13 protein-coding genes and 1 other RNA gene are annotated in these 16,227 nt (G+C 48.2%); 9 read left to right on the forward strand and 5 right to left on the reverse strand.

Annotated features, from left to right (window positions below; genetic code table 11):
* The first annotated feature begins 336 nt into the window (after positions 1-336).
* From napA to QZ367_RS04080, 6 genes are read left to right on the forward strand one after another with little or no spacing between them, the layout of a single operon-like run.
* Complete coding sequence (gene napA, locus QZ367_RS04055) at positions 337-3,120, forward strand: nitrate reductase catalytic subunit NapA (RefSeq protein WP_291937766.1); 2,784 nt, start codon at positions 337-339, stop codon at positions 3,118-3,120.
* A gap of 3 nt (positions 3,121-3,123) precedes the next feature.
* Entirely contained in the window at positions 3,124-3,882 is a 759-nt protein-coding gene (gene napG, locus QZ367_RS04060; protein ID WP_291937769.1) for a ferredoxin-type protein NapG, read from the forward strand.
* Positions 3,879-4,688: a quinol dehydrogenase ferredoxin subunit NapH gene (gene napH / locus QZ367_RS04065; protein WP_291937771.1), complete on the forward strand. Its 810-nt coding sequence runs from the start codon at positions 3,879-3,881 to the stop codon at positions 4,686-4,688. The genes napG and napH overlap by 4 nt, the downstream gene beginning before the upstream one ends.
* Positions 4,685-5,218, forward strand: coding sequence for a nitrate reductase cytochrome c-type subunit (locus QZ367_RS04070; protein ID WP_291937774.1), 534 nt, complete (start codon positions 4,685-4,687; stop codon positions 5,216-5,218). Before napH ends, QZ367_RS04070 begins: the two co-directional genes overlap by 4 nt.
* 9 nt (positions 5,219-5,227) lie before the next feature.
* Positions 5,228-6,430, forward strand: a complete 1,203-nt coding sequence (locus QZ367_RS04075; protein WP_291937777.1) for a hypothetical protein — start codon at positions 5,228-5,230, stop codon at positions 6,428-6,430.
* On the forward strand, positions 6,427-6,762 hold the full coding sequence (locus QZ367_RS04080) for a chaperone NapD (protein WP_291937779.1): 336 nt from the start codon (positions 6,427-6,429) through the stop codon (positions 6,760-6,762). Before QZ367_RS04075 ends, QZ367_RS04080 begins: the two co-directional genes overlap by 4 nt.
* A gap of 905 nt (positions 6,763-7,667) precedes the next feature.
* Here QZ367_RS04080 and QZ367_RS04085 read toward each other — a convergent pair.
* Positions 7,668-9,245 (reverse strand): AI-2E family transporter, encoded by a 1,578-nt coding sequence (locus tag QZ367_RS04085; RefSeq protein ID WP_291937782.1) that lies wholly within the window; start codon positions 9,243-9,245, stop codon positions 7,668-7,670.
* 220 nt (positions 9,246-9,465) lie between these two features.
* Here QZ367_RS04085 and QZ367_RS04090 point away from each other — a divergent pair, with 220 nt between their 5' ends.
* Complete coding sequence (locus QZ367_RS04090; RefSeq protein WP_291937785.1) at positions 9,466-10,068, forward strand: hypothetical protein; 603 nt, start codon at positions 9,466-9,468, stop codon at positions 10,066-10,068.
* Between the two features lie 303 nt (positions 10,069-10,371).
* Here the strand turns inward: QZ367_RS04090 and QZ367_RS04095 are convergent, their stop codons facing one another.
* From QZ367_RS04095 to panB, 4 genes are all read right to left on the reverse strand, one after another.
* The gene (locus QZ367_RS04095; protein ID WP_291937790.1) at positions 10,372-10,785 is read right to left on the reverse strand and encodes a hypothetical protein; all 414 of its coding nucleotides are present in this window, start codon (positions 10,783-10,785) and stop codon (positions 10,372-10,374) included.
* Positions 10,786-11,246: 461 nt separating this feature from the next.
* Positions 11,247-12,263 (reverse strand): Holliday junction branch migration DNA helicase RuvB, encoded by a 1,017-nt coding sequence (ruvB, locus tag QZ367_RS04100; protein ID WP_291937793.1) that lies wholly within the window; start codon positions 12,261-12,263, stop codon positions 11,247-11,249.
* 864 nt (positions 12,264-13,127) lie between these two features.
* Positions 13,128-13,805 carry a hypothetical protein gene (locus tag QZ367_RS04105; protein ID WP_291937797.1) on the reverse strand — a complete coding sequence of 226 codons (678 nt, stop codon included), beginning with the start codon at positions 13,803-13,805 and terminating at the stop codon, positions 13,128-13,130.
* Between the two features lie 414 nt (positions 13,806-14,219).
* Positions 14,220-15,017: a 3-methyl-2-oxobutanoate hydroxymethyltransferase gene (gene panB / locus QZ367_RS04110; protein ID WP_291937800.1), complete on the reverse strand. Its 798-nt coding sequence runs from the start codon at positions 15,015-15,017 to the stop codon at positions 14,220-14,222.
* Between the two features lie 98 nt (positions 15,018-15,115).
* On the opposite strand from panB, the gene ssrA reads away from it, so the two are divergent.
* Positions 15,116-15,477: a transfer-messenger RNA gene (ssrA, locus tag QZ367_RS04115) on the forward strand.
* A gap of 237 nt (positions 15,478-15,714) precedes the next feature.
* A complete protein-coding gene (imm40, locus tag QZ367_RS04120; RefSeq protein ID WP_291937803.1) occupies positions 15,715-16,059 on the forward strand; it encodes an Imm40 family immunity protein in 345 nt (114 codons plus the stop codon).
* Positions 16,060-16,227: the final 168 nt, after the last annotated feature.

Consider the following 16,227-nt stretch of genomic DNA (forward strand, 5'->3'; position numbering starts at 1 on the left):
TACGCTTTTTAAGCTAATTTTTATAATTTTAATAAAATTTCGAAATTCTATTACGCTCCGTTTTATTTCAAAGCACAATTAAATTTTTATGAAATTTTAATGCTAATTTATCGGTATATTATATTAATTTAATTAAATGAAAATCTATATTAAAATTTATCAAAAACTCGCTGTCCTGATAAAATTTAAGCCACTAAATTTAAAATTTATAAAATTATTATCTTATATCTGAAATCTATGTAGAAAAAACCTTGATTTTAATCTAGACTAAGCTGTTTTTTTATGCTATTATTCAAAATCTTAGTAGAAATTAATTCTAAACGAAAGGTTAATCTCATGGATAGACGAGACTTTATAAAAAGCTCTGCAGCAGCGGCTGCCTGTAGCGTTGCGGGCATCAGCTTGCCTAGCAGTCTTAGTGCTGCGGAAGAAGCCGAAAAAGGCTGGCGCTGGGACAAGGCGGCCTGTCGCTTCTGCGGCACCGGTTGTGGCATCATGGTAGCCACTAAAGACGGTAAGATCGTAGCGGTTAAAGGCGATCCGTTAGCGCCTGTAAATCGCGGTCTAAACTGCATCAAAGGCTATTTTAACGCAAAGATCATGTATGGCGCAGATCGCATCACCAAGCCTCTTTTGCGCGTAAATTCCAAAGGCGAATTCGACAAAAAGGGAAAATTTATCGAGATAAGCTGGCAACGAGCGTTCGACGAAATGGAGAAGCATTTCAGACGCGCCTATAACGAAGGCGGTCCCGAGGGCTTTGCCGTACTTGGTAGCGGCCAATACACGATCCCGGAAGGTTACGCCGCAGCAAAGCTAGTAAAGGCGGGCTTTCGCTCCAATAATCTCGATCCTAATGCTCGCCAGTGCATGGCCAGCGCCGTCGTAGGCTTTATGCAAACCTTTGGCATCGACGAGCCTGCGGGCGTTTTCGACGATATCGAGCTAACCGATACCATCATCGCTTGGGGCGCGAATATGGCTGAGATGCACCCTATCCTTTGGTCTCGCGTCTCCGACCACAAGCTTCGCAACCCGGACCGCGTAAAAGTTATAAATCTCTCGACATACTCTAGCCGCACTTCAAACATCGCCGATATTGAAATTATATTCCGTCCGAATACCGATTTAGCGATATGGAACTACATAGCAAGGGAGATCGTCTACAACCACCCGGATATGATAGATGGGAAATTTATTAAAGAGCACTGCGTGTTCGCTACAGGCCCTGTGGATATCGGCTACGGCTTGCGAGAAGATATAAATCATAAAAAATACCGCAAAACCGAGCTTGACACCGCGGCCAAGCAAAAATCTAAAATTCTAAGCAAATCCGAGGGCGTTACCTTAGCATATCTGGGTATGAAAGAGGGCGACGTACTCGAAAACAAACACTCTGACAAATCAGATGCTCACTGGCTCATAAGCTTCGAAGAATTTAAAAAAGCGCTGGAGCCTTACACGTTAGAATTTGTAGCGCCTTTGGCCAAGGGTGACGAAAGTGAGGATTTAGAGGCGTTTAAGACCAAGCTAAAGCAGCTGGCAGATTTTTATATAGAAAAAGATCGCAAAGTAGTAAGCTTTTGGACGATGGGCTTTAATCAGCACTCAAGAGGAACTTGGGTCAATGAGCAAAGTTACATGGTACATTTCCTTCTTGGCAAGCAAGCTAAGCCCGGCTGTGGAGCGTTTTCGCTTACCGGTCAGCCTAGCGCTTGCGGCACGGCTAGAGAGGTGGGCACGTTTTCTCACCGCCTACCTGCCGATATGGTCGTGGCAAATCCGGCACACAGAAAGGTTTCCGAAAAAATTTGGAAGCTTCCCGAGGGTACGATAAATCCAAAACCGGGCGCACATTATGTACAGGCTCTGCGCAATCTCGAAGACGGCAAGATAAAATGGCTATGGGTGCAGGTAAATAACCCATGGCAGCAGATCGCCAATGCAAATCACTGGATCGCCGCGGCGCGCGAGATGGACAACTTCATCGTAGTAAGCGAGCCGTATCCAGGGCTAAGCGCGAAAGTAGCCGATCTAATCCTACCAACCGCAATGATCTATGAAAAATGGGGCGCATACGGCAATGCCGAGCGTAGAACTCAGTGGTGGAGACAGCAGGTCCTTCCTGTGGGCGATGCGATGAGTGATACGTGGCAGATGTTAGAGTTTTCCAAGCGCTTCAAACTCAAGGATTTCTGGGGCGAGGTTAAAGTAAATGATAAGCTTACGTTACCAAGTGTCTTAGATAAAATTTCAGAATTCGGCTATACGCCAGAGACTACACTATTTGAAGTGCTCTTTGCAAACAAAGACGCTCAGGCTTTCGCGGCAAAAGATCCGATTATGGCAAATTTCGATAACTCCGAAGTAAGCGGCGATTCCCGCGCCGTAATCGGCAGCGACGGTAAAGAATTTAAAGGCTATGGCTTTTTCGTCCAAAAATATCTCTGGGAAGAATACCGCAAATTCGGCACCGGTCACGGACACGATTTAGCTGATTTCGATACATATCACCGAGTGCGCGGTCTTAGATGGCCGGTCGTAGACGGCAAAGAAACACTTTGGCGCTTTAACGCCCAATACGATCCTTATGCCAAAAAAGCGGCTCCGGATAGCGACTTCGCCTTCTATGGCAACGCCAAAGCGGCGCTTCCTAGCGGCGATCTGAAATCTGCTACTTCAGGCGAAGAGAAAACAAGCCTTGCCAATAAAGCTAAAATTTTCTTCCGTCCATATATGGATCCTGTAGAAGTGCCAAGCGAGGAATATCCTTTCTGGCTATGTACGGGTCGCGTACTGGAGCACTGGCATACGGGCACTATGACTATGCGCGTACCGGAGCTTTATCGCGCGGTGCCTGAGGCAAGATGCTATATGAACGAAGCCGACGGCGCCAAAATCGGCGTACAACAAAACGAGATCGTCTGGATCGAGTCGCGCCGCGGCAAGGTAAAAGCGCGCGTGGACTTCCACGGACGTAATATTCCGCCGAAAGGGCTTATTTTCGTGCCGTTTTTTGACGAGAAGGTTTATATCAACCGCGTCACGCTCGATCATACCTGCCCGCTTTCAAAAGAGACCGACTATAAAAAATGCGCGGTTAAAATTTACAAGGCGTAAATTATGGATAGGCGTGAGGTCTTAGGTATTCTTTCTTTAGCTGCGGGCGTAGGCGTTCTGGGGCTCGGAGTCGCAAACTCCGGCGAGCACGCCAGACTCCGCCCGCCCGGAGCTATAAGCGAGAAAGAATTTCTTAGCAAATGCCTAAGGTGCGGACTTTGTGTCGAGGCATGCCCGTTTGATACGCTTAAGCTTGCGAGCTTTTGCGATCATGCTATTGCAAACGGCACGCCGTTTTTCATCCCGCGCGAAATTCCGTGCTATATGTGCGACGACATACCTTGCGTCGCGGCCTGTCCTAGCGACGCACTAGATAAAAGCCTGGTAAGCGAAGACTCCAAGCTTAACGTGCGTCTATCTAAAATGGGCGTTGCGGTCATAGATACCGAGCATTGCATCGCTTACGCCGGTATCCAATGCGACGCGTGCGTGCGAAACTGCCCCGTAATGGACAAGGCGCTTAGGATCGATTATCGTCACAACAACCGCACCGAAAAGCACGCCCTACTCGTGCCCGTCGTAGATAGCGACTACTGCACGGGTTGCGGTAAGTGCGAGCATGCCTGCGTCACAAAAAAGGCGGCTATCAGCGTCGTGGAGCGCGAGCGCGTCATAGGAATTTCCAGCGATAACTACGTCAAGGGCTGGATCAAGGGCGACGACGCGAAGCTAAAGGACGCAGACACCAAAATCAAGCTCGATCCGCAAAAGAGTAAGGATTACTTAAACGAGGACGATCTAATGGAAGGGGCTAGGCAATGAAATACACTATTTTAAGGCGTTTGAGCCAAATTTCTATTCTAGTCCTTTTTATTTTAGGAAATAATTTCGCCTTCAAAGCCGCGAGCGAAAACGGAATTTTATCAGGAATTCTAAAGGGCAATCTAAGCTCGTCGAAACTTTTCGGCACGATTAATCTAAGCGATCCGTTTGCGACGGCGCAGATGCTGTTAGCTAGCTTTTCTTTGGGCGCTACGGCGGTTATCGGAGCGCTTATCGTAGGAGCATTTTATGCGCTTATAGCGCCGCGATTATATTGCTCGTGGGTTTGCCCGATAAATTTACTAACCGATCTTGCCGCGTGGCTTCGTAAAAAATTTGGCGTGCACACCAAATTTTTAAACGTAAATCGCAAAGCTCGCTACGTCCTAGTGGTGTTAGCGCTTGTTTGCAGCGGAGCTTTCGGTTTTGCGGCGTTTGAGAGCGTAAATTTTATCTCTCTTTTCGCGCGCGCCGCCATATCGCTGAGTGCCAGTGCGTTTGCAATCGCGCTACTGATCGTGGTTTTTGAAATTTTTGCAGGCGATCGCACTATCTGCTCGCGGCTATGCCCGCTCGGCGGATTTTGGGCTGCGCTTAGCTATTTTAGCGTCATTCGCGTTCGCCACGAGGTTGATAAATGCACGATGTGCGGCAAATGCAAAATGGTCTGCCCCGAAGTTCAGGTGCTTAAGATGGTCGGGCGCGAAAACGGGCGCGTTAGCAGCGAGTGTATCAGCTGCGGGCGCTGCATCGACGTATGCGACGACAATGCGTTAAATTTTAGTATATTAGGAGTGAAAAAATGAAAAAAATGGTTTTAGGCTTGGCTCTTACGTGCTGTGCGGCACTATTTGCCGCGGATAAGACGGCTTCTATAGATGCCGACAGCTTGGGCTTTATAAAAAGCGTAGACGAATCGGTGCAAAATAAAAATTCCCTGCCCGATTTCAAATATAGCGAGGATGCTCCGGGTGCCGCTTCGAAGATCGAGCGCAGCTTTGAAAACGCTCCACCGCTTATACCGCACAGCTTAGAAGGGCTTGTACCGATCACAAAGGATAACAATATGTGCGTAACCTGCCATATGCCCGATGTCGCTAAGGATATAGGCTCTACGCCGATTCCAAAAAGCCACTTGGTGGACTTTCGCACAGGCGCGGATCTAAACGGCACGCTAGCCGAGCAGCGCTTCAACTGCACGCAATGCCACGTGCCGCAAGCCCAGACCGATCCGCTAGTTAAAAATAATTTCAAAGCCGATTTTAGCAGGTTTAGCGACGCAAATTCCACTTCTAATCTCATAGATACGCTAAATCAAGGCGCCGAGGTTGAGTAGGAGCGCGCGATGAAATTTTTACCACCGCTGCTACTTTGCGCCTGCTTCATCTATGCCGGCAACGGCGTTGCAATACCTAGTGGCGCTGTGGGCATAGATGCGCCTGCAAAGATCAAACACGCTAGCTTAATACTAGAGCTTGACGCAAATGTTGCGGTGCTAAAAAATCTAGACGGCGAAATTTACGCAGGGCTCGACGACGGCAAGCTCTATAAAATCACCATTAGCTCCGCGGAGAATTCCGCGAGCAATTTCGCCGCCGGACAAAATTTCGCAGATCGAAATTCCGATGCGGCGCAGAATTTCAATGCAAAAGCGAGCGTAAATTCCGCGGGGAATTCCAAGGTAAATGCCGCCGCTATAAATTCCGCAGAGAATTCAGCAGCGGTAAATTCCACAAAGCAGAATTCTGCCGAAAATTCTACGGCATTAAATTCCGCCTCGAATTCCGCGTCAGACGCAATATCCAAAACGCTAATTTTCGCCCTGCCCTCGTCCAAAAATTACCTAGACGAGCCGATGGGCGCTACCATATTCGACGTCGATAAACTAGGCGAGAAATACGCATTTTTGTATAACGGCGACGCGTTTGAAAAGATGCTGGGCGTGTTTGCAGGCGGTAAGATTACGCACTATAAATTGCCGATGACGGGGATTAAAAACGTCTATTTCTACGACGAAAACACCGTGATTTTACTAGGTCTTGGCAGCGAAATTTTATACTTCGACCTGTCTAGCGGCAAGGTAAGCTTTGAGCAAAAGCTCACCATCGCGTCTTTGGGCGGCAGCGCATACGACCGCGCCGGCGGAACGCTACTAATCTCGTGCGAAGGCGGCATCGTATTTTATTTCGACGCGAAAGCGAAAAAGCTTATGAGCCAAAAGTCCCTGCACAAGGACGGGATCTACTCCGTGGCGCTACTTGGCGATCGTATGATGAGCGGCTCGAACGACAAAGAAAGATCGTGCTACTACGAAAACGGCGATTTTAGCAAATTCTATAATGCCCATTTTGCAGTTTTTGCCGTGGCGCTAAGTCCCGAGCTGGGTGCTTTTACCGTTGGTAACGGCGTACGCGTAATCGATAAAGCAGGCGAGATCGTCCGCAGCATCGAGCTGGACAACGACATCATCAACTATCTGCTTTTCGAAGGAGAGTATCTCGTGGGCTCGGGATACAATAGATATATCTACTTTTGGGAGTTAAAATGAATATTTCAAGCGTCGTAATCTATCTAGGCGCAGATACCGATATAGCGGCGTTTCGAAAGGAGCTGCAAAGCATCGGCAGCTGCGAGTTCGTCGCGTGCAAGGACGGCAAGGCGGTAGCCACGATTAGCGCGGAGAGCTTCGAGGACGAGATCGCCGCATTTCGCGCGATAGAGGCCATAGAGGGCGTAAGTGAGGCGATGATGATCTACTCATACTCCGATCTGGACGCAGATATCACTGCGGCAAACTCCGACAACGGCGAGCAGATAATGCGCGAGCTGGATGAAAAAGACCCAAGCCAGATCAAATACGGCGGCAAAGTGCGAGTCTAAATCGCCGCCACCGCTCCATTGGTGCTTTTCGCTTAAATTTTGTTATTTTTGGCAGTTTCTGCACTACTAGGTAAATTTTCCATATAAATTTTATCCGCACCCACGGAATTTGAAATTTTCAAACTCATCTTTGTCACTTCTAGCCTGTTTTTGTATCTCTAGCCCGACGCCGCTTTTGCACCCTTAGCCGATTTTTAAGCTTTTGATACGCCGCCTTGCGTTTAGCCGTAAATTTAAATCTACAATTAGACTCTATGACGATACAGAATTTTAAAAGCGACGGACGAATTAAATTTATGAAATTTCTGCGCAGCGCTATGCTTTACGTCGCATAAAAAACATGCCGCACCAAATCAGACGCTGCATAAAAGGCGGTGCCGTAGCGACTGCCATCCGGCGCCACAGCCTATAGCCGCTGCGACGCCCGTTTGCTTGGGATGCCGCTATAAAAAACGGCGGCAGGGGAGCCTACCGCCGACATAAACTACTTCCGCGCGTAGCCTGAGATGCGCCGCAGTAAAACATCGAGCTTAGCTCGGCCGCCGTCAAACACGCTAAATTTATCGCGCACATTTACTCTCTAGTATCGCAGCCCTTCGTTCGGCCATGGGCTTTGCGGCGCGCAGAGGGTTTTTAAATTTCAAAACAAGAGCATAAATTTTAAAATTCCTAGGCGTAGGAATTCCGCGCCGAAGCCAAATTTTAAAATTTATACTGCGGGCACTCAAAGAGAGTTAGCGGTGCGCCGAAATTAAAATTTGCCTTTAAATTTAAAGCCTTTAAGCCCGCGCAAGAGCGCGAACGGACAAAAAGCCGCGAGGGCGCAAGAGCCGCAAGGGCGCGCTGGGCATTGCACTTTACAGGCGACATTTTCATAAATTTAAAAGCGCCCAGCGGCGCAAGCCCTACTCGAATTCTATCTTTTTTAGATAGTCGTATAAATTTAGCACCGCGATAAATAGCGTTAAAATCGCGGGCCCCAGGATCACGCCCCAGAACCCGAACGTGCTGATGCCAGAAAGCATTGAGAAGAAGATCAGCATCTCGTTGATGTTTGCGGGGTTTTCGACTAGGCGCGAGTTGATAAATTTGATCACGAGCGGCTTTACGAAGCTGTCCGCGAGCGTCGAGATCAGTATCACGCAATACGCCATTATCACGATCGCGCCCGAGGTGCTGCCCCCCGCTAGCACGTATAGCGCGGTGGGCACGTAGATGAGCGCGCCGCCGACTGCAGGGATGAGCGAGCAGAAGGCGAAAAGCACCCCCATCAGCAGCGCGTCAAAGCCAAAGATCCCCGCGATGATCGAAAACAAAAAGCCCTGCAATACGGCGTTGAAGATGGTCGAGTAAAACACGACGCTCATTGTATTTGCCGTCTCGGAAAAGATATAATCGATCTGCGCAGGCTCGACGGGTAGAATTTTTTTGAAAAAGCGCTTGAAGCTCTCGCCGTAGAGGTATGCAAAAAAGCAAAACACGACGATGAGCACCATATCGACGATAAATTTTGCGCTGGACTTTCCGACGACCGAGAGATAGGAGATGATCTGCTTCGCTAGGCCCGCGACATCAAGGTTTGCCAAAAACGAGCGAAACTGCGTATCGAATTTTTCAAAAGGCCCGGGCAGCTTGATGTTTAGGCTCTGAACGTAGCTAATCGCATCGTTTAGGCGCGCCATATCGAAGCTCGCGGCGTTTTTGGCGATCTCGATCACTGCGTAGATGAAGGGCACGAAAAAAAGCGCGCAGAGCAAAAACAGACTAAGCACCGAGGCTAGCGTGCGCCTGCCGCGGCACAGCTTCGTTACTTTAGCGTGCAGACCCGAAGTCGCCACCGCCATCAGCACGCCGATTGCGATCACCATCAAAAACGGCGAGAATAGATAGATCACGCAGCAAAACATCAGCAAAGTAGCGCCGATAAAAAATATCTTGCTCGTCTTCGCGCGCCCGCTAGCCTTGGCAAGGCCTGCTTTCATACCCGCAGCGGCTCCCGAAGCGGCAGCAGCGCCTAGCGCGGAAGCATTAGCCGAGAAGGTTTCATTGGCTTCGGCAGCGTCGTTAAGCGCGGAAGCACCAGCAGATGAGGCCTTGTCGGTTTTGACCCGGTTTCCGCTTTGATTTTCGGCGGCGGTTTTAGTCCTGCCTTCCGCGGCGTCTAGCGCAGCCGCGTCCGCTTTATCGGCGCCTGTATTTGCTTTAGCGGCTTTAACCCCGCTTTCAACACCGACATTGGCTCCGCTTCCGCTTTGATTTTTGGCACCGATTTCGGCTCTATTTTCAGCAGCGGTTTTGGTCTTGTTTTTGACAGTCGCTTTGGCTTCGGCGGCGGCTTCGATTTTACCCTCAGCGTTATTTACGGTCTGATTTTCGGTGAAATTTTGAGCCTCGCTTTTGGCGTTATTCTCGGCGTTGTTTTGAGCCATGTTTTCAGCCTGGTTTTCATTGCGGCTTGCGGCGTTGTCTTTTGGCGTCGGCAAATTTTATCCTTTTGAAATTTGATGAGCTATTTTATAAATTTTTTTATCAGATTTCGATTAAATTTTAAAATTTCATAAAATTTGCGAGCGATACTCTCACATTTAGCGCATGCTGCGTATGGCGTATCGTATATGTGCGATGCGAACCATACATATACGACTACACTTGAGCTATGCGATTGGTATGCAAGGGCGGGCGTTATGTATATTTAAGATGAGTGTGCAGTACACTTTTTGCGCCTACGTCACGCTTGAGCCCTGCGCGCACCGCGGCAGGACCCCATCTTGCGCCGAGCTTTTGGCGGAGCTTGGGCTGTCGCGCGTGGTAATCGGCGCACGCGATACGAATGCGCAGGCTGCGGGCGGCGCGGAAATTTTACGCCGTGGGGGCATAGAGGTGAAATTTGACGTTTGCCATGCCGCGGCGGCGGAGCTTGCGAAGCCGTTTTATCTGGCGCGCGAGAGCGGTTTTTGCTTCATCAAAATCAACGCCACGCTAAACGGCGCGGTGCATGGGCGGATCGGCAGCGAAAAGCAGCGCGCGTTCGTGCATGAGCTGCGCGGCGTGTGCGACTACGTAGGCGTGGGCGGGCAGACCGTGCGCGCCGATAGGCCGACGCTAGATGTGCGTGCGGCTAAATTTGACGAAATTAGCACTTTGGCAGGCAGAGTCGATATGCTGGCGCTAGACATGCGTGCCGCGCCGCAAAATCTAAAGCCGCGCGCACCCGACGTTTGGATTCGTTCGCGCCGCAACTCTTATAATAAGCCCAATAGCAACTTCACACGGAAAAGAAAAATGTATAGCGAATGTGTCTGCTAGAAGCGAAGTAAAATCGGTACGATAAACGAGAGTGAAGTAAAAGCTAAGCGGGCGACAGGCTATTTTTTAGAGAATCAATGTACCTTAATAATCGCAAACAACAATCTGCGTAGAGCAAAAGAATAGCGAATTTATAAAATAATGAGCACAACAGGTGCGCGAATAGACTAAATTTTAACTTTCAATGGAGAGTGAGAATAATAGCCGCCTATAGGCATATGAAAGCAGAACTTCGCTCCAGCTTGCGCTGCAGCCGCATTAGCGAGACCATGCGAAAACGTATTTCTAATAATACCCAATCCGTTACTCATCTTTTACTCCTTCTTCTGGATTTTTTTTAATCAAATTTCTATCTGAAAAATTTATAAAAAATATCAATAAAAGTAGAAAAACTGCCCCTTTTAAAAAGAATTTAAACTGTGCGGTCATCAAATATGGTCTTAACAATCTATGATCAAAATTATATTCCTTATATATCTTTCCATCTTTATCTTCAAGCTGTAAAATTTCATTATTACCTAATATATCTGGGCTTGGCTCGCCATAAATTTTGATTTTTTGCCCTTTTATCTTTTCGTAAATATCGCTATCGCTTTTGCTTATTTCATAAACCTTTTTCTTGCCGTTTTCTAGTTCTATATGTATTCGTCCGCCGCTTCCGCGAAAATCATAATAAACGTTTCTTAAAATTCCGGTATCTATCTCAAGCTCATTCAATTGTTTGGGCGCCGTATCCGTTCTATAAATAGTAAGAAGCGTTCCGCACGAAATTTCGCACCGCCCTTTAATACTCGTTCGAAGTTCTATAAATAGTAAAAAGCGTTCCGCACAGGACAAAAAGCAAACCATAACAGCCTATGCTAGCTACTTGTGCCGGCGGATGCGAAACTCCCCCGATAAAAACACGCCTATAAAATACATCGTAAAAATAATAGAAGAGCCTTCTTATATATTTTGTTATGAATTTCATAAAATTCCCCTTCATATCCTTTTGGATGTTTTATTGAGCCAATAATAAATTTGCTCTAAATTTACAAAATCTCCCGCTTTAAATTTTAAATCTAAAGAAACTTTAAAACCAAGTAAAATTCAAAGACCAAATATACAAAATCGCCACGGCAGGGTCTCCGCCTGCGTAGCTATGGCTCAGCGCCGTGAAGTATAAAATTTCATCCGCCCTACTCCTCAAACAGATTTCTCTCCGCAGTCTTTAGCACGCGACCAAGCGCCTCGCGCGCCTTATCGGTTGCGATGCGGCCTTTGGCGGTCTTTTCGATGTAGCCGTTGGCGAGCAGATAGGGCTCGATGACATCCTCGATCGTGCCTTCATCCTCGCTAAGCGCCGCTGCGATCGTGCTAAGCCCTAAGGCACGGCGCTTGGCGTCAAATAAAATTTCCAAATATTTTATATCCATCTCATCAAAGCCTTGCTCGTCCACGCCCAGCGCCTCAAGCCCTTCGCGCGCGCGATCGTGCGAGATAGCGCCCTCGTCGCGCACCTCGGCAAAATCGCGTATGCGGCGCAGCAGCCGTAACGCAATACGCGGAGTACCGCGGGAGCGACGCGCGATCTCGGCGCTGGCATCGGCCGCGCTCTCCTTCCCGAGTTTAACAGAAGCGATCTGCACTATCCGCGCAAGCTCGGCGTGCGTGTAAAACTGCAGGCGAAACTGCATACCGAAGCGATCCCGCAGCGGCGCCGAGATCATGCCCGCTCGCGTCGTGGCACCGATGAGCGTAAAGTGCGGAATATCGATCTTGATAGTCTGCGCGGCGGGGCCCGAGCCGATGATAATGTCGAGGCGGAAGTCCTCCATCGCCGAATACAGCACCTCCTCGATCGCCGGGCTTAGGCGGTGGATCTCGTCGATGAAAAGTACGTCGCCGCTTTGCAGGTTCGTCAAAATCGCCGCTAGATCGCCCGCCTTTTCGATCATCGGCGCGGCGGTGACCTTAATGGCGGCGCCCATCTGAGCGGCGATGATATGCGCTAGCGTGGTTTTGCCGAGCCCCGGCGGTCCGTAGAAAAGCACGTGATCGAGCACGTCGGCGCGCTTTTTCGCCGCGGCGATCGCTATGGCGAGGTTTGATTTGATCTTCTCCTGTCCCACGTAATCCTCGAAGCTTGACGGGCGCAGCGAGCTCTCCACGCTCTCATCGAGCTGTATCTTTTCGATCTCTACAATTCTGTCCATAATCTCTCTTTAATCGTTTTTAAAATTTTAGCAAGTGTAGCGAAAAATGGCTAAATTTTGACAATTTTAGCAAGGCGCCGTCTTTGCGAGCGAGATAAAATTTGCGGCGCGGAATTTTACGGTACGCGCTTAGGGCTAGGGCTGAAAAGCAAAGCACCCGTCGCGAAAGACTGCGAAATTTTAGCGCGACGGGTTTGAGACTACGCTCATGCCGCTACGCCCGCTATGCTTTAAGTACGGAATTTTGCCGCAGCAGCTCTCAAACAGCGCGCGGGTCACTAACTGCGCTAATTTTAATGCGTAGAATTTGATCGCGTAAAATTTAAGACTTTGGGCGTTCGCGAGCAGCGATTGCAGGGCAGCGGTGCGAAATTTGAGCGCGTAGAATTTAGTGGCAAAATTTGGCTGTCTGAAAAATACGCGCAGAGTTTTTACGACGTGAAATTTGGCGCTGGAATTTTAAGATATTAAATTCTGCGCCTGGAATTTTGCAACGAAATTTTGCGGCAAAATTTTATCTCGTAGAATTTTAATGCGGATTTTGTTTTGCGGCAGCAAGGCTTTAAATTCTACGCTTCAAGCTTTGCGGCACGCAGCCGTCTAGAATTTTATCTCGCGTAGTCGGTTAAAATTTTGCAAGAAATTCTGCGTAGAATTTTATGCAGAATTCTGCCTTGCGCGACTAGGTAAAATTTCGCGCGAAATTTCATTTTCCAAGAAGACTTAGAATTTAGCGTGAATTTTAAAATTTGCCGCTAAGCTCAACGCAGGCTCGTGCGATTAAATTTAGCCGCGCAATCTCGCGCCGCCTTATCGATCGCACCCCAAATTAAGACGCTAAATTTTTCCTGCGCGAACCTAGTTCTACAAATCATGCTCTTCGATCAAAACGCTCTTATTATCGTCGTCGCCATCGCAGAACGCTCTATATGAGCCGGACATTGTGCTTTCGAACAAAAATACTACGCCGTCCTTTTGAAATTTTTTCGAGCAGCCCTTGGCATATAGCTCGGCGAGTTTTGGACTATTGAGAACATAAAACTCATAGCTATCGGCAAAGTGCTCCATATAGCTGTAGGTGATGCTCGCCCAGGGCACCCCGCTATCACCGCTTCTATTTAGCACGATGGTTCTAGCGTTTATCGCCGCAAGCTTTGACTTTAGCTCTGCAAACGTCTTTTTGTCCCAGCCGATGAGCTTTAGCCCATCGCCGATACTCGGCGCATTATCCCTGAAAATGGAATTTGAATAAAATTTCGTCTCATTGCCGTCCAAATCGATCCAAATATACTCATCGCCGTAGGTGCTCTGGATTGTAACGCGCAAATTTTTAGGGAAGTTGCGACCTGCAAAAGCTAACAGGTCTAGGAATTTCTTGCGATTTTGCTCGTAGTTTTGCATCAGCGGAGCTTTATCTAGTTCCATATCATCTTTATCAAAGAAAGAATTAAACGCAAAAAATACCGCCAAAATCGGCAGCACCTTTACGCAAAAGAGTAGGCCCAGAGCCACGGCTATGAAGGTTTTTAAAGCTTTAGCCAAATTTTCTCCTTAAATTTTATAAGCCGTTTAGGCCTGACGTCTGGTTTATGTTTGAACTCTACGGCTGCGTGCGTAGAATTTAGCGCTCATAGCGTATTTTAGAGCTGCGGCACGAGAACTTTCAAAAAAAAGCGCTCGCGAATTGCAGTCGGCGACAGGAATAGCGCCCGCAGCGGAAGCACATAAACTCTCGCGCGACGCCGCCCGTATAAAATACCGCGCAGAGTATCCGCCCAAAGCGCCTGTGATCTCTCGCACTAGCTAAAGCGCTCGAATAGCTCTCGCCGATAAATTTCAAGCGACGCGAGCTGTTTACATAGCCTGCGGCGCAAAAACGAAGCGTTAATTTAAGACAAGCGGAGCTTTATGACTAGAATTTCGGCGCGTAAATTTTAAAATTTAGCTCAAATCCCACTACTGCTTATATTCAAACTCCTCGCTCGGAAAGCCCCCCTCTTTGACTTCGCGCGCGTATTCGCGCACCGCGCCTTTTACCAGCTCGGCGCCGTCTAAATAGCGCTTAACGAATTTTGGCCGAAACTCCGTGAAAAATCCACACATATCGCTCCACACAAGCACCTGTCCATCCACACCCGCGCCCGCACCGATACCGATGACGGGCATGTCGGTGCCGAGTGCCACTTGATTTGCGACCGAGCAGATCGTCCCCTCGACCAGCAGTAGCACCGCGCCCGCCTCGGCAAGCGCTCTAGCGTCGCTTAAGACCTCGCGCGCACCCTCCTCTCCGCGTCCGCTTACCTTGTAGCCGCCCGTAAAGCGCGAAAACTGCGGCTTTAGCCCTATGTGGCTCATCACGGCGATGCCGTTTCGATTAAGCAGCGCCACGGTATCTGCCATATGCGCGCCGCCTTCGATTTTGACGGCGTCGCAGCCGGTGCTCTCATAGACTTTGGCGCAGTTTTGCAGCGCAAGCTCTGGCGTCGCGCACGAGCAAAACGGCATATCTACGACCATATACGCACGCTTTAGTCCCCGTCTTACGGCGCGCGCATGATATATCATCTGCTCCACGCTTGCGCCCAGGGTCTCAGAGTGCCCGCCGAAGCTCATATTTAGGCTGTCGCCTACGAGCACCATATCGACCTCGTCGTCGAAAATTTTAGCAAAAAGCGCGTCATAGGCAGTGATCATCACGATCTTCTCGCCGGATTTTTTCATCTCGTATAATTTAGAAAGCGTGATTTTTGACATTTTGGCTCCTTGATTTGGTTAAAATTTGAACGCAATTCTAGCATAAGCCGAATTTGACATTTATAAAATTTTAAAGTAAAATGCGCGCTCATTCTTTCGGGGGTGACTTGGCTTCGACGGGAACGGATGGGTCAAGGCGGCATGTCGCTTTGGATACAGCGTATAAAATCCAAACTAAATTTAAACGCAAACAACGTTAAATTTGCTCCTGCTTACGCTAAAGCTGCGTAAGTCCAGTCGAGCCCTGCTCTGCGCCGATACTATCTAAGCGCGGCGGCGGGTAATCTGCGATAGCGTAGCTCTGCGGCGTGACGAGCCGTAGGGTGAAATCCTAGTCTTTGCGCCGGCGGGTCGTTTTGGAAAGTGAGCGAGCCTGCGCGAGAACTTCACTTTTGCTAAACATGTAGAGGCTTTGGTCGTTTGTTTTCGGACTGCGGTTCAATCCCGCACACCTCCACCAATTAAGTTATCTTTAAGTTTCAATCGCTTCTTTTTACTTCTCTTAAATTCCCGTATATAGGTGCTTATCTTATATTTCGATTATTTTTCTTTCCTTTTATTTTTGTTTGTAGTATAATTACTTCCGAAAAAATAAGGGACTAATTCGGGGGCTTTTTTCACATTAGGGGTTTTTGTAAAAAAAGACGATATAGAAAAATGGCAATGGCAATAATCTTATACTTAAAAGGAGCGAATTATGTCATTTATAGATGAGGATTACGTAAATATCGTACCGCAGGATCTGCTAGAGCGCGGTATACGCCTAAGGGAGGAGTACGGAATTTATGCTATAGCTTGGAGATTTGACGATGTAATGGAGGTACTAAAAATCGCAAGAGATAGAGATATGCTTATCGTCGGAGGGGATGTATATCGCCTAAGCGGCAATGAGCCCATAATCACATACGATTGCTGGTGTACAAACGAGGGGGATGACAATGCATTCGAATTAGCGATCGAATATATCACTAATTATCGCGCTAGAAACGGAGATGACTTTGCATATTGCCCGGTCATTAGCCCTGGGCGGGTGCCCAAATGAAAATTTTAATTGGATTGCGTATAGGAAATTTCATAAAAGCATAGAGGGTGCGTTTAAACGGGTTAAATTTTGAATTCGGCGTGAAGAAAGAGGATTGGAAAAGGCGTTAAATTTGGAAAGGATCAAGGAGAAACGCTGTGAAATTTAAAATTTTAGAACCGAGGCTTT

Origin of the sequence: Campylobacter sp., assembly GCF_019423325.1 — a bacterium.
Classification (GTDB): Bacteria; Campylobacterota; Campylobacteria; order Campylobacterales; family Campylobacteraceae; genus Campylobacter_B.

Excerpts from the sequence above, each read along its gene's own strand:
- napA (WP_291937766.1), top strand. The coding sequence starts at position 337 with ATGGATAGACGAGACTTTATAAAAAGCTCTGCAGCAGCGGCTGCCTGT.
- napG (WP_291937769.1), top strand. The coding sequence starts at position 3,124 with ATGGATAGGCGTGAGGTCTTAGGTATTCTTTCTTTAGCTGCGGGCGTA.
- napH (WP_291937771.1), top strand. The coding sequence starts at position 3,879 with ATGAAATACACTATTTTAAGGCGTTTGAGCCAAATTTCTATTCTAGTC.
- QZ367_RS04070 (WP_291937774.1), top strand. The coding sequence starts at position 4,685 with ATGAAAAAAATGGTTTTAGGCTTGGCTCTTACGTGCTGTGCGGCACTA.
- QZ367_RS04075 (WP_291937777.1), top strand. The coding sequence starts at position 5,228 with ATGAAATTTTTACCACCGCTGCTACTTTGCGCCTGCTTCATCTATGCC.
- QZ367_RS04080 (WP_291937779.1), top strand. The coding sequence starts at position 6,427 with ATGAATATTTCAAGCGTCGTAATCTATCTAGGCGCAGATACCGATATA.
- ruvB (WP_291937793.1), bottom strand. The coding sequence starts at position 12,263 with ATGGACAGAATTGTAGAGATCGAAAAGATACAGCTCGATGAGAGCGTG.
- panB (WP_291937800.1), bottom strand. The coding sequence starts at position 15,017 with ATGTCAAAAATCACGCTTTCTAAATTATACGAGATGAAAAAATCCGGC.
- imm40 (WP_291937803.1), top strand. The coding sequence starts at position 15,715 with ATGTCATTTATAGATGAGGATTACGTAAATATCGTACCGCAGGATCTG.